At 46.6% G+C, this 17,651-nt stretch carries 19 protein-coding genes; 5 read left to right on the top strand and 14 right to left on the bottom strand.

Annotated elements, in window-relative coordinates; all coding sequences use genetic code 11:
* Positions 1 to 342: 342 nt before the first annotated feature.
* The 3 genes from mglC to mglB form a co-directional block, all read right to left on the bottom strand.
* Positions 343 to 1,365 carry a galactose/methyl galactoside ABC transporter permease MglC gene (gene mglC, locus V1498_RS03325; protein ID WP_409291421.1) on the bottom strand — a complete coding sequence of 341 codons (1,023 nt, stop codon included), beginning with the start codon at positions 1,363 to 1,365 and terminating at the stop codon, positions 343 to 345.
* 13 nt (positions 1,366 to 1,378) lie between these two features.
* Positions 1,379 to 2,884 (bottom strand): galactose/methyl galactoside ABC transporter ATP-binding protein MglA, encoded by a 1,506-nt coding sequence (mglA, locus tag V1498_RS03320; RefSeq protein ID WP_409296895.1) that lies wholly within the window; start codon positions 2,882 to 2,884, stop codon positions 1,379 to 1,381.
* A 145-nt stretch (positions 2,885 to 3,029) separates the two neighbouring features.
* Positions 3,030 to 4,091 carry a galactose/glucose ABC transporter substrate-binding protein MglB gene (gene mglB / locus V1498_RS03315; protein WP_409296894.1) on the bottom strand — a complete coding sequence of 354 codons (1,062 nt, stop codon included), beginning with the start codon at positions 4,089 to 4,091 and terminating at the stop codon, positions 3,030 to 3,032.
* A 254-nt stretch (positions 4,092 to 4,345) separates the two neighbouring features.
* On the opposite strand from mglB, the gene V1498_RS03310 reads away from it, so the two are divergent.
* The 3 genes from V1498_RS03310 to V1498_RS03300 all read left to right on the top strand — a co-directional run bounded on the left by V1498_RS03310 (position 4,346) and on the right by V1498_RS03300 (position 7,726).
* Positions 4,346 to 5,359 (top strand): LacI family DNA-binding transcriptional regulator, encoded by a 1,014-nt coding sequence (locus tag V1498_RS03310; RefSeq protein ID WP_409296893.1) that lies wholly within the window; start codon positions 4,346 to 4,348, stop codon positions 5,357 to 5,359.
* Between the two features lie 61 nt (positions 5,360 to 5,420).
* Positions 5,421 to 7,361: a beta-galactosidase gene (locus V1498_RS03305; RefSeq protein WP_409296892.1), complete on the top strand. Its 1,941-nt coding sequence runs from the start codon at positions 5,421 to 5,423 to the stop codon at positions 7,359 to 7,361.
* A 167-nt stretch (positions 7,362 to 7,528) separates the two neighbouring features.
* On the top strand, positions 7,529 to 7,726 hold the full coding sequence (locus V1498_RS03300) for a DUF4177 domain-containing protein (RefSeq protein ID WP_409296891.1): 198 nt from the start codon (positions 7,529 to 7,531) through the stop codon (positions 7,724 to 7,726).
* 75 nt (positions 7,727 to 7,801) lie between these two features.
* On the opposite strand, the gene V1498_RS03295 is transcribed toward V1498_RS03300, so the two are convergent.
* From V1498_RS03295 to V1498_RS03265, 7 genes are all read right to left on the bottom strand, one after another.
* Complete coding sequence (locus V1498_RS03295) at positions 7,802 to 8,332, bottom strand: hypothetical protein (RefSeq protein WP_409296890.1); 531 nt, start codon at positions 8,330 to 8,332, stop codon at positions 7,802 to 7,804.
* 51 nt (positions 8,333 to 8,383) lie between these two features.
* On the bottom strand, positions 8,384 to 8,725 hold the full coding sequence (locus V1498_RS03290; RefSeq protein ID WP_409296889.1) for a hypothetical protein: 342 nt from the start codon (positions 8,723 to 8,725) through the stop codon (positions 8,384 to 8,386).
* Positions 8,722 to 9,027, bottom strand: a complete 306-nt coding sequence (locus V1498_RS03285; protein WP_409296888.1) for a DUF4176 domain-containing protein — start codon at positions 9,025 to 9,027, stop codon at positions 8,722 to 8,724. The genes V1498_RS03290 and V1498_RS03285 overlap by 4 nt, the downstream gene beginning before the upstream one ends.
* Before the next feature lie 36 nt (positions 9,028 to 9,063).
* Positions 9,064 to 10,470, bottom strand: coding sequence for a T7SS effector LXG polymorphic toxin (locus V1498_RS03280; RefSeq protein WP_409296887.1), 1,407 nt, complete (start codon positions 10,468 to 10,470; stop codon positions 9,064 to 9,066).
* Between the two features lie 5 nt (positions 10,471 to 10,475).
* A complete protein-coding gene (locus V1498_RS03275) occupies positions 10,476 to 10,757 on the bottom strand; it encodes a YwqI/YxiC family protein (RefSeq protein WP_409296886.1) in 282 nt (93 codons plus the stop codon).
* 31 nt (positions 10,758 to 10,788) lie between these two features.
* Positions 10,789 to 11,145, bottom strand: a complete 357-nt coding sequence (locus V1498_RS03270) for a YwqH-like family protein (RefSeq protein WP_409296885.1) — start codon at positions 11,143 to 11,145, stop codon at positions 10,789 to 10,791.
* Between the two features lie 414 nt (positions 11,146 to 11,559).
* Positions 11,560 to 12,201 (bottom strand): DUF4272 domain-containing protein, encoded by a 642-nt coding sequence (locus V1498_RS03265; RefSeq protein WP_409299118.1) that lies wholly within the window; start codon positions 12,199 to 12,201, stop codon positions 11,560 to 11,562.
* 123 nt (positions 12,202 to 12,324) lie between these two features.
* Between V1498_RS03265 and V1498_RS03260 the strand changes: the two genes are divergently transcribed.
* Positions 12,325 to 13,287, top strand: coding sequence for a D-2-hydroxyacid dehydrogenase (locus tag V1498_RS03260; RefSeq protein WP_409296884.1), 963 nt, complete (start codon positions 12,325 to 12,327; stop codon positions 13,285 to 13,287).
* 364 nt (positions 13,288 to 13,651) lie between these two features.
* Here V1498_RS03260 and V1498_RS03255 read toward each other — a convergent pair whose 3' ends face one another.
* Complete coding sequence (locus V1498_RS03255; protein WP_409296883.1) at positions 13,652 to 13,807, bottom strand: hypothetical protein; 156 nt, start codon at positions 13,805 to 13,807, stop codon at positions 13,652 to 13,654.
* A gap of 149 nt (positions 13,808 to 13,956) precedes the next feature.
* On the opposite strand from V1498_RS03255, the gene V1498_RS03250 reads away from it, so the two are divergent.
* Complete coding sequence (locus V1498_RS03250) at positions 13,957 to 15,201, top strand: dicarboxylate/amino acid:cation symporter (protein ID WP_409296882.1); 1,245 nt, start codon at positions 13,957 to 13,959, stop codon at positions 15,199 to 15,201.
* 72 nt (positions 15,202 to 15,273) lie between these two features.
* On the opposite strand, the gene V1498_RS03245 is transcribed toward V1498_RS03250, so the two are convergent.
* Genes V1498_RS03245 through V1498_RS03235 form a run of 3 tightly spaced genes read right to left on the bottom strand, consistent with a single transcriptional unit; the run spans position 15,274 to position 17,650 of the window.
* Positions 15,274 to 16,383: a threonine aldolase family protein gene (locus tag V1498_RS03245; protein WP_409296881.1), complete on the bottom strand. Its 1,110-nt coding sequence runs from the start codon at positions 16,381 to 16,383 to the stop codon at positions 15,274 to 15,276.
* A gap of 15 nt (positions 16,384 to 16,398) precedes the next feature.
* Entirely contained in the window at positions 16,399 to 17,265 is an 867-nt protein-coding gene (locus V1498_RS03240; RefSeq protein WP_409296880.1) for an aminoglycoside phosphotransferase family protein, read from the bottom strand.
* 49 nt (positions 17,266 to 17,314) lie between these two features.
* Positions 17,315 to 17,650 carry a hypothetical protein gene (locus V1498_RS03235; protein ID WP_409296879.1) on the bottom strand — a complete coding sequence of 112 codons (336 nt, stop codon included), beginning with the start codon at positions 17,648 to 17,650 and terminating at the stop codon, positions 17,315 to 17,317.
* Position 17,651 lies beyond the last annotated feature (1 nt).

Here is a 17,651-nt window from a genome sequence, read left to right as displayed (position 1 = left end):
TAAAAGACTTCGTCATTTTACTTGATGGACTTCTGATCCAAACGAAACAAGTTATTTAAAATTTATGCTGACCTTAACATCTTACCTTAAGCCGTTCTCCTGCCAAAACCTTAGTCTAGCTGGTACACCCATCCAGACTGGTCAATCTTATTATTTAATTGAGCCAGCAATATTCCTTCTGCTCATATGGATAATGAGTAATATAGGAGAGAGTTAGTCATATGATTAAATGTTTTTTCTTCAGTCTGCTAAACCATCAACAGGCAGAGCATGAGAAAAGCACCCAGAAATGTAGATAGCGTCTGCATTTCTGAGTGCAATTATCAATTACTTGTCCAATCATCATTTCTTCTTCGCGTGCTTCCTCATGTCAAAAGCAACAGCCACGATGATGATGGCACCTTTCACGATAAATTGGATGTAAGGGCTCACTCCAAGGAAGGCAAGTCCATAGTTGATGATCTGGAAGATCAATACGCCTGTGATGACACCAGGGACTGTACCGATTCCCCCGGTCAGGGATACGCCGCCGACCACGCAGGCAGCAATGGCGTCCAGCTCGTACATGTTACCGGTGTTGTTTGTGGCACTGCCGACACGGCCCGCTTCAAGGGCGCCTGCAAATCCATACAGAAGGCCGGCAATCAAGTAGATCAGGATGATATTTCTTGCAACGTTTACGCCAGAAACCTTAGCCGCTTCCGGGTTTCCGCCGATTGCATACATGTTTTTACCCAGCTGGGTTTTATTCCAGATAATCCAGATGATTCCGGATATAACGATGGCATAAATCACAAGGTACGGAAGTTCAAAGCTCCCGAGTGGAATTCCCCTCTGCGCGAATGTAGTGAAGCTTTGAGATAACCCACCGATTGGCTGTGCACCGTATGGCGGCCGGTCAAAATAGATGGACGTCAGGCCATACACACCAATCATCATACCGAGTGTGGCGATGAAAGGAGGCACATGGAATTTCGCTACGATAAAACCATTTAATGCTCCGATAATGCCTGTTGCCGCCATCGCAATCAGCAGGGGCACAATCAGTGGCAGCTCTGCAAGATTAGGATACATTTTGTATGCATAGTCAGCAGACTGCAAAAGTGAAGCTGAGATGACCGCAGCCAGCCCCACCAGACGGCCGGCGGACAGGTCGGTTCCCGCAGTGATCAGGATGCCCGCCACACCAAGGGCGATGATGATCCTTGAAGATGATTGGCTTAGGATGTTAACAAAGTTGGTCACTGATAAAAAGTCTGGAGAGGCTGCTACAATTCCGATTACGAGCAGCACTAAAACCACATAAATAACATTATCGACCAGCCACTTGGACCACATTGATCCTTTAGTCTGTGTTTCATTCATTTACTTTCTCCTCCTAGTACATGGCTGCCAGCCTCATGATTTCTTCCTGCGATGTAATTGAGGTGCTGACAATCCCAGCAGCCTTTCCATTGCTCATTACTAAAATCCTGTCTGTTACTCCAAGCAGCTCAGGCATTTCGGAAGAGATCATGATAATGCCTTTGCCCTCGGCTGCCAGCTTATTGATCAGCTGGTAAATTTCAAATTTTGCTCCGACATCAATTCCACGGGTCGGCTCATCAAGCAGGAGAATCTCAGGATTGGTCAAGAGCCAGCGGCCGATAATGACCTTCTGCTGATTACCTCCTGAGAGACTGCCAATCGATGTTTTTTGACTCGGCGTCTTTACACGCATCGAATCAATCACCCATTTTGTATCGCTGTGCACCTTGGCATCGGACAGGAAGCCTCCCTTTGAGCGGTAGCGCTTCAAATTCGCAATGATAGAATTGAAGGAAATACTCAATTCCGGGAAAATGCCGGAAGTCCGCCTTTCCTCTGTAACCAATGCAAAGCCGTTTTTAATCGCCTGCTGAGGAGAATGATTGTGAATTACCTTTCCATTGAGCTCAATCCTCCCAGATTTAATTCCCCTGAGGCCGAATAAAGCTTCCAGCACCTCCGTACGCTTGGAACCTACAAGTCCTGCAATTCCCAGGATCTCGCCTTTCCTCAGCTCAAAGCTGATATCCTGAAAAGAGCCCGAAGTCTCTGCGCTCAAATCGGATACCTTCATGATGATCTCCTCTGGATGATTCACTTTATCGGGGAAGCGCTGCGATAAATCACGCCCAACCATCAGTTTAATAATCTCATCAGTCGTAATCTCCTTGGAATCACGGGTAGCAATGCTTTTCCCATCACGCATGATCGTTACTTCATCAGAGATTTTTAGGATTTCTTCCATTTTGTGAGAAATATAGATTATGGCGACTCCGTCCTTCTGCAGTTTACGGATGATTCTGAAAAGATGGTCTACTTCCTTCTCGGTAAGTGAGGATGTTGGCTCGTCCATTACAATCACCTTGGAATGATAAGAAACCGCCTTTGCAATTTCCACCATCTGCATTTCGGAGACCGAAAGAGTGCTGACCTTCCGGCGCGGATCGACTCGAATATCCAGATCCTTAAAAATTGCCGATGTGTCTTCATACATTTTCTTTTCATCTATGAAGATACCTTTTTTCGGAAAACGGCCCAGCCAGATATTATCCATTACATTCTGCTGGCGCACCTGGTTGAGCTCCTGATGGACCATGGATACCCCCTGCTCCAGGGCCTGCTTGGAACTGGAAAAGGCAACCTCCTGCCCATCAAGAGAGATTTTTCCTTCATCCATTGAATAAATGCCAAACAGGCACTTCATGAGCGTTGATTTGCCCGCTCCATTTTCGCCCATCAAGGCATGAACAGTTCCGGCCTTTACCTTTAGTGTTACATCATTCAGCGCAAGAACTCCCGGAAACCTTTTGGTCAACCCGGTCATCTCAAGCAGATATGCCGAACTGGCTGTAGACATGAGCAATCCTCCTTGCTTACCATTTAAAAAATATGAGGCTGCCCCATCAGTGAATGACCCCCTCATCAATCCGCTTTATAAATGGAGGCGGCCAATAGGTGTCTGCCTGGTTTTGGGACAGTCTCATATCTTAGTAAGTTATGAATTATTTATAAGCGTCTTTTCCTACCTGGATATTTTCTTTTGTTACTTCAACGTAAGGTACGCGGACAGCTTTTTTGTCGTCAAGCTTCCACTCCGTTCCATCCAGCACATCCTTGCCCTTTGCGGCGTTGGCGGCAAGCTCAACAGTTGCTTTGCCCTGGTTTTTTGCATCATTCAGGACAGTTCCTACCATTTTTCCTTTTTCAATCATCTCAAGTGCTTCCGGAATCGCATCCACGCCGACTACAGGCATGAACTTATCATTCTTGAAATATCCTGCTTTCTCAAGGGCTGCAATCGAGCCTAATGCCATACCGTCATTGTTTGTAATGACAAACTCGATGTTATCCTTGAATTTAGAAAGCCAAGCATCCAGTTTTTCTGTAGCTTTGGTGGCATCCCACATAGCAGTGTCGATTGCCAGCTCTTCGACATCGATTCCTTTTTCTTTAATCGTGTCAATTGAAAATTTAGTCCTTGCTTCAGCATCAGGATGGCCAGGCTCCCCTTTTAACAATACATACTGGATCTTGCCATCTTTATTCTTATCCCATTTATCTTTATTAGCTTCCCAGGCCTTTGCGATCATCTCCCCCTGGATTACTCCGGATTCGGATGAGGTGGTGCCCACATACCAGGATTTATCATATGAGTCCAAAACTCCTGCATCCGGTTCTTTATTGAAGAAGACTACAGGGATGTTCTTTGCTTTTGCCTTATCGATGACAGTTGTCGCAGCTTTTGGATCTACCAGGTTGATTGCCAGTGACTTGGCACCCTTAGCAAGCAAGGTATCGATCTGCTCAATTTGTTTGGACTGGTCATTTTGTGAATCATTCAGCATCAGCTTGACTTTATCCTTGGCTGAAGTCTCCATGGCACGGCGCACATATGACATGAAGTTATCGTCATATTTATAGATGGTTGCCCCGACAGCCGGAAGGTCTTTCCCGGATCCGCCCGAACCACCGGCACTTTTTGTAGAATCATTGCTGCAGCCAGCTGCAAGCATGAGGGAAGAAGCCAGGGTTAACGATAGAATTACACTTTTTTTCTTTGACATTTCATCAATCTCCCTTGATTTTAATATGTAAGCGCTTTACGTAATCATATTTTACGATTTTAGTAAAAATATTACAATATAATTTTTGAAAATTTATTTTTTTAGTAAAATTGCCGCTATTAAACGCTATTTCTTCTGTACAGATGAAATACTTCGTGTAAGCGCATACAAAAAAACTATAGATTCCTGGAATAAAAGGTAGTAAAATTTTAGTTAACAGAACGATCCTACATCAATAGAGGAGGTGAACGACGATGGCTACCCTGAAACTTATCGCCAAAAAAGCCGGCGTTTCCATTGCAACAGTATCGCGTGTGCTGAATCATGATATGACCCTTTCCGTTTCTCCGGAAACCAGAAACCGGATCATCGCCATTTCAGAGGAAATGAAATACCGGCGGAAAAAGCCGCCGCGAACGGCCGCTGACTCACCTAAATCTGTAAACCTGGGCTTGTTTTACTGGTACTCTCAAGATCAGGAAGCTGCCGATCCGTATTACCTTTCCATCCGGCTTGGAATTGAAAAAGCATGCTTTGAAAAGGGAATTCACCTTGTAAAGCTGTATAAGGATGATAAAAGTACATATCATACACCGTTCAATGGAGCGCTGGACGGAGTAATTGCCGCTGGTAAATACAGCGAGCAGGACATCCGGCAATTCAAGGAATTTTCTCCTCACTTTGTCCTTGTCGACTTTACATTATCCCAGCAGGTCGACTGTGTGGTCCCTGACTTCAGGAAGGCCATCCATGATTCCATAGGGCATTTGCTTGCGCTTGGACACAAAAAAATCGGCTATATCGGCGGCAGGGAGTTTGTAAATGGCAGCCAGCCGATTACAGACGAGCGTGAAGCTGCCTTTTACGAGTACCTGGCACTGAAGGATTTGTATAAGGAAGAATATAAGTGGCTGGGCAGATTCACGGCCGAAGATGGATTCTGTCTCATGAATGAAGCACTGGGCTGTCCCGGCAGGCCAACAGCCTTTTTTGTGGCTTCAGATACCATGGCGATCGGTGCTATAAGAGCCCTTCATGAAAAAGGGATCAGCGTCCCTGATGATATATCCATTGTCAGCTTCAATGACATCGAGATGGCGCAGCACATCCATCCGCCGCTGACTACCGTTAGGGTACATACAGAATTCATGGGCATGACCGCAGTGGATCTTCTTCTCGATCAGATTGCATCCCGCCGCACCCTTGCCAAAAAGATTGTGATTCCCTGTGAGCTGATTGTCAGGGGAAGTTCAAGCCCCCTGCACTAATAGTATTAAAAACCTGCAGGCTTTAGAAGAAAAAGCCGGGATTTATAGGAGGAGATGTTTCATGTACCTGGGTGTGGATTATTATCCGGAGCATTGGCCGGCCGAGATGATGGATGAAGATCTTCGGAGGATGAAGGAAATGGGGGTCAATATAATCCGGATCGGGGAATTTGCCTGGCACCTCATGGAGAAGGAAGAAGGAAGCTTTGATTTTTCTTTTTTTGATTCTGTGATTGAAAAAGCCAGACAGTATGATTTCAAAGTGATGTTCGGTACCCCCACCGCCACTTTCCCCGCCTGGCTTGCGGCAAAGCATCCATCGATATTAAGTGAATTTGAAGATGGAAGTGTGAGGACCTTCGGAGGAAGAAGGCAGTATTGCTATAACTCAAACCACTATGTGGAATATGCTTCAAGGATCACAGCCCGGCTGGTGCAGCATTACCAAAATGAAAAGACCATCATCGCCTGGCAGATTGACAATGAATTTGGCCACGAAGGCAGCGATATGTGTCATTGCGCCCAGTGCCATGAAAAATTCCAGGCATTCCTTGAAGAAAAATACAGCGATATTAACAGACTGAATGAAGTATATGGAACCATATTCTGGGGCCAGACCTATAATGATTTTCATGAAATACCCCTGCCGAAAAAGACAATCACCCAGCATAATCCCAGCCTCATGCTTGATTGGGCAAGATTCCGCTCTCATTCCGTGAACTCTTTTGCCAGGAAAATGTCGGATACAGCAAGGATCAACAGAGGCGCTCATCAGGAAATTACAACCAATGTATCTGGCGGCTTCTTTGGTAAATGGTTCAATCACGAAGAAAATTTGGCTTCTATGGATTTTGTTTCTTATGATAATTATCCAGTCTGGGGCGGGCTTGAAAAACCGGTTCACCCTGCTGAAACCGCAATGAGCCTTGATTTCAACCGGGGGCTGAAAGGAAAAAACTTTTGGATTGTTGAGGAAATCATGGGTATGCAGGGACATGATGTCATCGGCTACCTGCCCCGGCCGGGAGAGGCGAAGATGTGGAGTTATCAGGCGTTTGCGCATGGCTGCAGCAATATGCTTTATTTCCGCTGGCGCGGTATGACGAGGGGTGCCGAACAGTTTTGCTACGGAATCCTGGATCATGATAATGCAGCAGGACGGAAATACAGAGAAGTTCAGGAAGTCTTCTCAGGCATCACACCCTACGCCGATATGATTGATGCCCCTATTCAGGCGAGGGTGGCCGTCCTCTATGATTATGATAATATCTGGTCCTGGCGGAACCAGCCGCAGAACAGGGATTTCGATTTTAAGGAAGAGCTGCTCAGGCTGTATAAACCCTTCTTTGCCCTCAATGTCCAGATGGATGTAATTCCTGCTGATCGTGACTTTTCGGGATATGAGATTATTTTGATTCCCTGTCTGCAGATCATCGACAGCACCCTGGCAGACAGATTCAAGGAGTTTGCCGAACGGGGCGGCACTCTCGTCTTTTCCTTCAGGGCGGGCATTAAAGACAAAGACAATAATATTCATTTTAAACTAACTTCACCCGGTTATATAAGGGAGCTTGCCGGGATAGAGATACATGACAGTGAATCACTTTTTGAACCTCTTGGAATTGAAGGCAGAGATGGCAATCATAAGGGCAGTGCGGCTGTCTGGCGGGATTTGCTGGATCCTGTAACGGCTGAAGTGATCTACAGCTATGAAGATGAACTGTTTGGCCGCGCTGCTGCCATCACCCGAAATAGAGCAGGCAGAGGAAAAGTCTATTATATCGGCTGCGGTGCCGATGACATAACCATGCATAAGCTGGCCGCGGAGATTCTTGATCAGAAGGATATCTGGTCGCTCCATACAGAGGAAGGACTTGAAGTGTATCCCAGGGTCCATGGGGATGATGCCTATTATTTTATCATGAATCACACCGGTACCCCCAAGCAGCTGAACGGCAAGGAAATCAGACCCTTTGAAAGCTGCATCCTTACCGAAATATAATAAAGCGCTGTCCCCGGGGGGACAGCGCTTTTATCAAGTAGTTGGAAAAAATCCAAGTGGATTTTTAAGGGTTTTCAAAGGAAACCAGGATTAAGCCTGCTTTTTATCTAAAAATTTTCGAAACTAATTTTAAAAAAATACGTATTAGTTGGCAAGGGGGAAAATACATGAGTAATAGTACATATGAATACCAAACAATCAGAATTGAAAGTGAAGGTTTTTTCAAAACGCGAATAGAAAATGATAAGTTATTAAATCAGTATGGTTCAGAAGGCTGGAAGATCGTTTCATCATTTCCTGAACTATTTAATGGTACAACTGCATGCGTTTATTATACTTTAATGAAAGAACATAAGATTGGTTAATACATGAAAAAAGAGAGCTAACACAGGTTAGCTCTCTTCTAAAAGCGCTGTCCCCGGGGGGACAGCGCTTTTGCATTATGGCTGTGTTTTCCTCGGCTCATAATCTACATTGTATTTCTTTGTGACCTTTTCCATTTCCTTGTGATAATCCGCTATGATATCCTGATATTCTTTCATCTTGTCATTGGACTTTTGGATGATTTCCTTATCACTTTTCTCCAGTGCTTCTTTCTCTAGTTCAAGAGCCTTATAGAAGGTTTCAGACGCCTTGACGATTTTATCCGTCGGGCCCTCAAGCTCCTTCATTTTGGGCTTGATGTCCTTCGCTGCATCGACGGCCTTTTTGTAAGCAGGCATGGTTTTGTTCACCAGTTCATCATAGAGGGTTTTATCATCTGTATAGTTTTCACCGGAAACGGATCCCAGAGATTGAAATGCCTCTACTTCATAATCGGATGCCTTCTTTGTATCTTCATTGACGAAATCAAGGATGATTTCCTGCTTCTCTTTTTTGGTCAGTTCTTTTTTCTTTTCAGAAGTCGATCCTGCGCTGCTGCACCCTGCAAGCAGGAGGCCGATGATAAGTAAAAATGATAAGTATTTCACGCTGAATAGTCCTTTCCGGCTCTATAATATGTGTATCAGGCCAACAGCCTGCTATCGGTTGATCAAATCCGGATCGCCCTTGATAAAAGCGTCCCTTCTCTTTAAATACCTGTTCCTATAGACCGCCTTTGCCAGCAGCATCATGGGAATGGCAATGACCCAGATGCCAAAACCGTACCAATTTCCCATGAAGAGGGAAATGAGCGGATAGATGATGGCAGCAGCCAGGAAAACGGAAAATAAGATTATGAATGCCAGGTTAAATGTGATCAGCTGTCCAATTCGCTGCTTTTCTTCATCGGCCCCTGCCTGTCTTCTCCGGTCACCCAGAAGCCTCATTTCTGATGTGGCTGTAGTATACGGCTCGATAAACCATTGGACAAATGCACTCATCTTGATTCGTTAAAAATGGCATTCAGCTGCTGTCTCAACGCCTTTTCGCCCTCAGTCTCAAGACCCTTGAAAACAACCCTGCCAATCTGATCATGATTCAAGAACACATTGGTCTCCTCACCTATATGTCCCTGGGGATATGGGCATGCTACATAATCCCAGACTGTGTCTTTGTCTCCCTGCTGCTGCTTACGCCCATAAATCATCAATGCCTGGGGAACGATTTCAGTCTCGACGACACTGCCTATCGGAAGAAGCGCTTCCCCAATCTCAATTTCTAATGAATTAAAATCCTTTGCCATAATTCAAAGTGCTCCTCTCATAAGAGAATTAATTCTTTATTTTTGCCATTCGAACTTAATTCCGATCTTGACACCAAGCAGGGCCCTCAAGTCCACGACGGTTTCTTGACCTACCTTGATTTCTCCGCCGACACTTCCGGCAGATCCGCCGATCGTTCCCTTTATGTTAAGCCTGGTCCATGGAACGCCGAATATGCCGGATACTTCCCCTTCGGCAAGGGCCGCTTTGGCGCTTATACCAGCTGAACCGGCATCAACACCTGCACTGGCGCTTGCGGTCAGAACCTTTCCGTTCGCTTCTGCACCGGAACGGCCGATAACCGGGATTTTATCATCGAGCTGTGCCTTCGCACCCCCGTTTAGAATTGTGCCTTCCACACTCGCTCCCGGGAAAATGCTGTCTCCACCAATTTGAGCCTTCGCCTCAGCCTTGGCAATATCCATGCCGAATTCGCTGTCTATGATGCTGGTATCACTCTTGATCCCTGCGTGTATCCCTGAGAAGGAGCTTTTGCCGCCGATCTGGTCCTTGTTTGCCTGCCAGTCGTTTTCCCACTTTCCAAGCCCTGCAGAGGTCTCAAAGCTTTTGTCACCGGTTACAGCGCCAGGCCCCAGATACGGATCATCATCTTTTTTCTCAGCAGGTGTTTTCGATACATTGGCCGTACTGATAGGAAAGCCTTGAAGTCCAAGCAGCTGATGCATGGCCTTCGTCTTTTCCTGCGGAGTCCCATAATCATTTGATAAACCGGCATCTAATTTCGCTCCGCCAGGCTGTATACTTGAAACCAGGAAGAACCTGCTCATGAAGTTCGTCAGCTGTGTGTCCGAATATCCGCCGATGGACAGGGCGCCTGTGCTCAGCCGTCCATTCATATCCTGAATATACGTATTAAGCAGCTGGAGGTCAACCAATAGCTCCTTCAAAGAGGTACTCTGCTGCTGGTCAAACTGTTCGAGCCCTTCTACCGTTTCATCAATGGATTCCTTTGACAGCTTGACATTCTGTGTGACCCCCGAGTCATCAAGCTCCGGCAGGGCAACAATGTCCTGCACACTTTGAATGACTGCATTTGACTCACTGGTGATTTCCGTGGCGGTCGAGCCTGCCTTTGTCAGGGCCTGGGTAAGATCATTTTGGAGGAACTGCTGCCTGATGAATCCGGAATCGGATGGTTCAAATGAATCAAGCGCATTTCCAGTTTCCTTCAGTTTGGATTCATAGGTGTCGAGGACCTGCTGTACTTTTACGAGGAAAGGCTGATGAAGATCGCGGTAGAAGCCCTTGACCGCCTCTGCTCCCTTGCCTTTGAAATCAGCCTCCAATGAAACCAATCCATGAATCGTCTTTTCAATGGACTTGAGCGAAGCCCTTTTTTCAGTAAGTGCTGCAGTTATTGTATCCATGCCGTTTTCCAGGCTGCTAACCTCTAATACTTTCAATGTGTTCACCTCAGAGGAACAGGGCCGAAGGAAGCAGACAGCTCATGATCGGTCTGTTTCATAGTCTCTACAGACTTCCTTGTCATCTGTTCATTTTTTATCAGCAATGCTTTATAATTTTCGAGGACCTGTGCAAATAACTCATTCACTTCTTCGAGCGTTGTCACGGCGTCAAGCTCATTGGCACCGCCTATGGACTTAGGGAGGGAGGGTTCCAGGGAACTCGATGCACCCTGCATAGCCTGAAGGGCCCGCTCGATGGAAGAATACTCCATTTTAATTTCCATAAACACCACTTCTTTTTTTAGATTTTTTGACCTACATTTCCTGTTTTTCCATATTGGCTATGATTGACTCAATGATGCTCCGGTACAGCTGGATTTGTTCGCGCAGTTCCTTGATCTTCGCTGCAATCGCGGTGAACACACTCTCATACTGATCATCCTTCAGCTCCTGATAGGAATCCTGAAGGGCCGTACGATTGGTTTCAAAGCCGTCCGCCAGCTGCCCGCTCCAGGTGTTGCTCGAAAGCTCCGGCTCATAATAGTAATCACGGTAACCAGCCAGCTCGCCCTGATAGCCGGACAGCTTGCCTTGTGCCTCCCCGAGCCTTCTGATTTCTTCCTCTTTTTCACGTATGAGCTGATAATAATAGCTTAGTAGACCTGAACTCATATAACCATCACCTTATTCATTTAGTTCCACGCCCAAAGTACTGTACTAATTTCCTAGTTTTTATGAATCAATTAGTTTAATACTAACGTAACCCGAGCCCTGTATTCAAACAACTATATGCATTTTTGGAAAAATGTGATAATCGCACTATCGCCTCACACTTTACCTATAAATTCCCATGGCATATATCACCAGCTCTTCATACCTAAGACCTACCCACCCGACTATATGCCCAAACCCCTTTTTGGGGAAATAGGGGACAGCCCCTATTTCCCGGACGCCCCGCACCCCCTCGGCCCTTGCCAGCATTGGGTTTACGCTCCGGGAAATGGGGGACAGGCCCCATTTCCCAGCCTGCCCCTTTCCTTTCAGCCCACATAAAAAAGCCGGGATGCTGTGATCCACGGCTTTTCTTCAGGTGTTTACAGCTATATCATCCCAGTTTTCGCCGGTACGGATGAGCCAGCTGAGGGCATGGTGTCTTTCGAGGACGACCCCGTGGTCTAGTCCTCCGGGGGTTTCCCCTCCATTTATCTGTACATCGCGGACCGCCCAGTGCAGCCTTAAAATCAAGTCTGCCTGGTCATCGATCTCTTTCTTGGGCCTCAGGACGGCATCCCCCATGAACTGTTCTGCAGTCCGTTCAGAAAGCAGGGTAACTGCGAACGCAACATCACAAATCGAATCAGGATACCCAAGCTCTGTATACCCAAGCGCCCATAACAGCATCCAATAGCCTTCATACCTCCAGGCGAATTGAATTCGGTCATGATCGCTCGGATCGGGATCTTCTATGAAGGATCTTTCTTCCTGGGAAAAATGGCCGCCAATGTCATACCGCTCTGCCAGCCCTTCCACGACTTCCTGTTCGACTCCCTCCCCCTTTGCAGCACAAACGCACAGGCACATTGCCCTCACAGCGATTTCTTCAAGTGTCCTCATCTCATAATCGCTCTTTTGGAACGGGAGATATTTATTGACCTTAATACCAAGTGATCGCAGCAGCTTTTCCGATTTCCTTTTTCTTCTTATATTTGAATCTGTAAAAAATATCATAGGCAAAATCGAACTCCATTCTAATTTTCTGGGATACTATTATAAAATCACCCTAATCCTTTTTTTAACAGGTTCCCCGGATTTTTGCTACAATTTTCTTAACAGAGATATAGGAGGGGACATATGGAAGCGAAACGAAAACTCGTAATCGGGCAGAATCTGGACTCAATACATATAGAAAAAATTAAGGAAATCATTCCTGGATGGGACATTCTTACAGGAAGGGACCCTTCTGCATGGGAGGAAGAGATAACTGAGGCAGAAGTTATTGCCGGCTGGAGAAAAGAAATGGGGCCGCTCCTCGAGAAGGGCATGAAGCTTAAGTGGGTTCAATCTTGGAGCGCAGGTGTCAACTCCTTCCCGCTTAGCCTGTTCGAAAAAAATGGCATTACACTTACCAGTGCAGCAGGAGTTCACGCTTATCCTATTTCCGAAACAATCTTCGCTCTCATGCTTGGGCTGACGAGGAATATACACGCCTATGTAAGGAACCAGCAGGCGAAAACCTGGCATAACTCGAACCTGCGTCTGGAACTGCATGGCAAGACAGCCGGCATACTGGGAATTGGGGCAATTGGCAGGGAAACGGCGAAAATCGCCAAGGCTTTCGGGATGAAGGTGCTGGGGTTAAGATATTCCGGAAAACCGGATCAGCATGTTGATGTTATGTATACTCCAGAACAGCTGCATACCCTGCTGCCGCAATGTGATTATCTTATCATTACTCTGCCCCTTACAAAGGACACAGAGGGAATGATAGGGGCAGAAGAGCTGCGCCTGATGAAACCATCCTCTTTCCTCATTAATATAGGACGGGGACAGATCATCGATGAACCGGAACTGATCCGGGCCCTGAGCCAGGGTAAAATTGCCGGTGCCGGCCTTGATGTTTTTGAAAAAGAACCGCTCCCGGCCTCAAATCCCTTGTGGGATATGGAGAATGTCATCGTCACGCCGCATACCGCAGGGGCCACCGAATATTATGACGAACGGCTGATCGATAAAATCTTCATCCCCAATCTCCGGGAATATGTAAAAGGCAGCAAGCCGCCAATCAATGCGGTCAGCTATCAAAAGGGATATTGAATTGAAAGAGGATGTCCCCCAAAAACGGGACTTCCTTTATTTTTAGCGGCTGGATACAGGGGGCGGCGCAGAATCACTTTCTGTACTCTTTTTTAATTGGAGGGAAGCCTAAAGACAGTGTTAAAAGTCCCTTACTTGCTAAACTCAGACCTTTACTATCCAAAATCAACATTTACTATCCGAACCGGCTCATTTACTCGCCATCCCCATGCTGGGATAGAAACGCGGGCTGGTATTACTGAATTCCGTATTTTTGTATATCAGAGTACCAATATTCCAAATCCGGTCAAAGATTCAAAGCCCGGGGAAAAATACTATGTTTTTCTCCCCGGGCTTTGTTTACGGCACTAAAAAGAAAGGTTCTTCATCTCTCTTGTATTCTGATATCTGTAAATGACTGGCTGAAAAGCTCACTCCGGATCAAAAGCTCGCCAAGCACTTCCCTCTCATCCGATGCCTTGATGATATCCTCAAGGATGGTTCTGTTGCCATTCTTGACCACTACCTTATATTCGTACATTCTTAATCCCCCCTAACAGTGATGTTTAATTAAGTATATAGCTTTCTTGAGGAAAATACTTCTGGTTTTAAAGGAGTTTACCCAATGATAGAATAGGGTAAATCTTTTGAAAATACATATAGATACTAATCTAGCATCTGGGGGTTTATATGAAACTGACATCTAAAATCATCATTGGACTTGTGGCTGGTGCTGTTACAGGCCTTCTGCTTAATTTATTTGCACCAGACTTATTTGAAACTCTGAATAAGTTTTTATTCACACCAGTCGGAAAAATATTCATTAATTTAATATCCATGCTGGTTGTTCCTATCGTCCTCTTCTCCATCATCCTGGGAACGGCAGGCCTTGGGGATCCTAAGAAGCTCGGGCGCATAGGATTAACTACCATTCTGTACTTTTTGGCCACTACAACGATCGCTATCCTTATCGGACTGGCTCTTGCCCTAGTGATAGAGCCTGGAAATCAGGGAACCTTCGACACTGCCGGTGCTGAATTCAAGGCAGACAAGGCTCCCCCTGTTAGTGAGACTCTGTTGAATATCATTCCATCCAACCCCTTTGCCGCCATGTCGGAAGGCAATATGCTGCAGATCATCGCATTTGCTGTCTTGATCGGGTTTGCACTGACCGCACTCGGCGACAAGACAAAGGGGCTTCTCAAGCTTGTCGAGCAGGGCAATGACTTAATGATGTATCTTGTCGGCCTGATCATGAAGATCGCTCCGTACGGTACCTTTGCCCTCATTGCCACGGCTGTTGGCAGCCAGGGGTTGAGCGCCATCAAATCAATGGGAATTTATATGATCGTAGTGCTGCTGGCACTCGTTATCCATTCCATCATCACCTATGGGGGATCGATTGCCCTTCTTGCCCGGAGAAATCCAATATGGTTCCTGAAAGGCTTTGCACCTGCAATGGGCGTAGCTTTTTCCACATCCAGCAGCAATGCGACACTGCCTGTTTCCATGGAAACCGCGCAAAAAAACCTGGATGTACCGGAGCCGATCTCAAGCTTCGTCCAGCCGCTCGGCGCTACGATCAATATGGACGGAACCGCCATCATGCAAGGGGTTGCTGCCATCTTCATCGCTCAGGTGTATGATATTTCGCTCACGACGGGCGAAATGGCCACCGTCGTATTGACAGCGGTCCTTGCCTCTATCGGTACAGCAGGTGTGCCCGGCGTCGGCCTTATCATGCTTGCCATGGTTCTTTCATCCGTCGGCCTTCCTGTTGAAGGAATCGGACTTATCCTTGGGATTGACCGCCTTCTCGATATGGCCCGTACAGCGACTAACATCACCGGTGATGCAGCCTGTGCAGTTATTGTATCAGAACAGGAAAAGAGGAGAAAAGGCGGCTTAGCCGCAAGAACGAAAATAACGAGATAAATGAAACCTGGCTCTCATTCGGGATCAGTTAAGCAAAAACCGCCTTTTTAGAAAAAAGGCGGTTTTTGCTTTTTAATTGCTTTGTTCAGAGTAAAATGCCGAAAGCTTTCGGTCAAGCAGCTTGAAAGCATGCTCAAGCTTACCCTTCGGTATCTCCATGTAGGCATCCCCAATACTGACCTCATACGAGCAGGAATGGCTGCTCTTTTCCTTCAGGTAGCCTGTCAAACCGATCCCCGTTTCCTCATAAACAGAGATAAAAGCAGTTTCTGCAGTCTCCCGCGGTAAATGGATGTGCACATGGAACATATTCGAGACAGGCACAGGCGGCAATGTATCGATAGCGCTGCAGCTGTTATACAATGCCGCAAGCTCCAGTGCGCCTTCATAATAGGAAGTCATTTTCCCGATTCTCTCATCAAAATAATGGTCAGCCGTAACAATATACGGATACAGGCTAATCAGATCCCCGCCATGCCGCCTTTTCCATACCTTCGACTCGGCTGTGAATTCCTGATCTCCGGCAAGAACCGCCCCTGCCAGTCCGCCGATGCCCTTATAGAAGGATACATAAACGGAATCGAAAAGTTCGCCCATTTCTGCGGCGGTCTTCCTGTAGTAAGGAAGAATTTCAAACAGCCTCGCACCATCGAGCTGAAGCTTGATCCCCTTTTTCCGGCAGAAGACAGAAATGTCCTGCAGCGTTTCGTAATCTGGAAGCTGTCCGCCTATTTCACGCTGAGGAAGCTCAAGCAGCAGGCAGGAAACCTCCTCTTCCATTCCCATTACATCCTCTATGGTAATCAGGCGGTCCTTATCCGCAAGCAGCACCGTTTCAATGCCGTGCAATACCTTCAATCCGTCTTCTTCATGAATTTCCAGATGTGATAAGGGATGGTAAGCAGCCCGCTTCACTCCTTTCTTGTCACACCAGATTCTGAGAGCTATTTGCTGTGCCATCGTTCCGCTCGGGAAAAATACGGCCGACTCCTTCCCGAGATAATCAGCCATCTTCTGTTCAAATTTTTCTATAAAGTTTCCTGTGCCATAAATATCGCTGTCTTCTTCCCCGCCTATGCCTTTAAATGCTTCCAGCAAAACGGCCGCATTCCTGTTTCCATGGCCATTCAGCTTCAACTCCGTCTTCTTGAATGCATCTAATAATGTCACTGTCTCTTCCATATCTTCTTCCCCCACTTATTCATCGGCAGGAAACCAGATTGGCTTTTCTGCTTCAAAATATTTATGTTCTTCCAATATCCGCTCCACCCTTGTTTTCATTTCTTCTATAGAATAGGGCATAGCCCGGAGTGTCCATACTATTCCCGAAAAAATACCCATTGCGGCATAAATCGCATACAGCTTCCAGAATTCCGCGGGAGCCGGTGCTCCGCCGAAGTATCCCTGCACCTGTCCTATCGAGAAGGGAACACTCACCTCTGTGCTGAATAAGGCCGTTTTATAAAAATCATGAACTGGATCACCCCAGTCATACCGGTTAAAATCAATGGCCCCGGCATATCTGCCATCCTTCATGACAAGGTTGGCAGGGTGGAAGTCATCATGCTGGAAGCGGTCCGGCCTGGTTTTTAAGTATGTAAGATTATCCTCAATATACCGGAGAATCCGCTCGTCATCTCTTATTTTGATTCCGCAGGTTTTATAAGCATCGGCATATCTTTCATGCTTGGCAGCGGCCCTTTTATACCAGGGCGCGATGCAGGGCGGTGCGCTGAACTGGTGAAGCCGGCGGAGATCACAGCCCGCATCGAAGCCGGCCTGCTGCTGGAGTTCATCCGGCAGGCGCGGCAGGACGTCACGTGCTTCTTCTCCTTCAATATAGGTGACCACCTGAAAACAGAGCCCCAGTTCCGGAATGGTGCCGGTTTCCACCGGCTTGGGACAGGCTGCTCCATATTTCTGCAAATCTTTTAAAATGGCAGATTCACTCTCTTTCCGGCCCAGTTCCGAAAGAGCCGCCGTCTTCAAAAGGAAGATGTCTCCCCCAGCGGTTTCCACTTTATATTTTTTATCATCTGAATAACCCTTCAGCAGGGGCTCCATGCCGGCTGCTGAACTTAAAGATGATATATGCTGTCTGACGGTTCCGAGATTAATCTGGATTCACTCCTTTTTTAGCGGCGCGGCCTGTCAATATATTCATAAAGACCTTCATCCCTCCGATGCAGGATGCTTCAATGGCTGCGGCACGCCAGGTTTCATCCTTTTCCAATACCTCAATCCGAGTCAAATCAGGGATCTTTAGCTGAAAATTAGCCGCCGACTCACTGCTTCCAACCACAATCGTGTCGCCTGCCGCCTGTACATGGTAGTTTGTGATAGATGAAACAAAGAACAGGGAATCATGCTTTACGGCAATTTGGATATCATATTTACCCTCATAATTTTGAAGAGTATCCCTGAATTCTTGTACTTCGCAGTCTTTCATC

The organism is Paraperibacillus marinus, assembly GCF_046237605.1.
Classification (GTDB): Bacteria; Bacillota; Bacilli; order Bacillales; family DSM-1321; genus Paraperibacillus; species Paraperibacillus marinus.
This window is presented reverse-complemented; position numbering and strand designations above follow the sequence as displayed.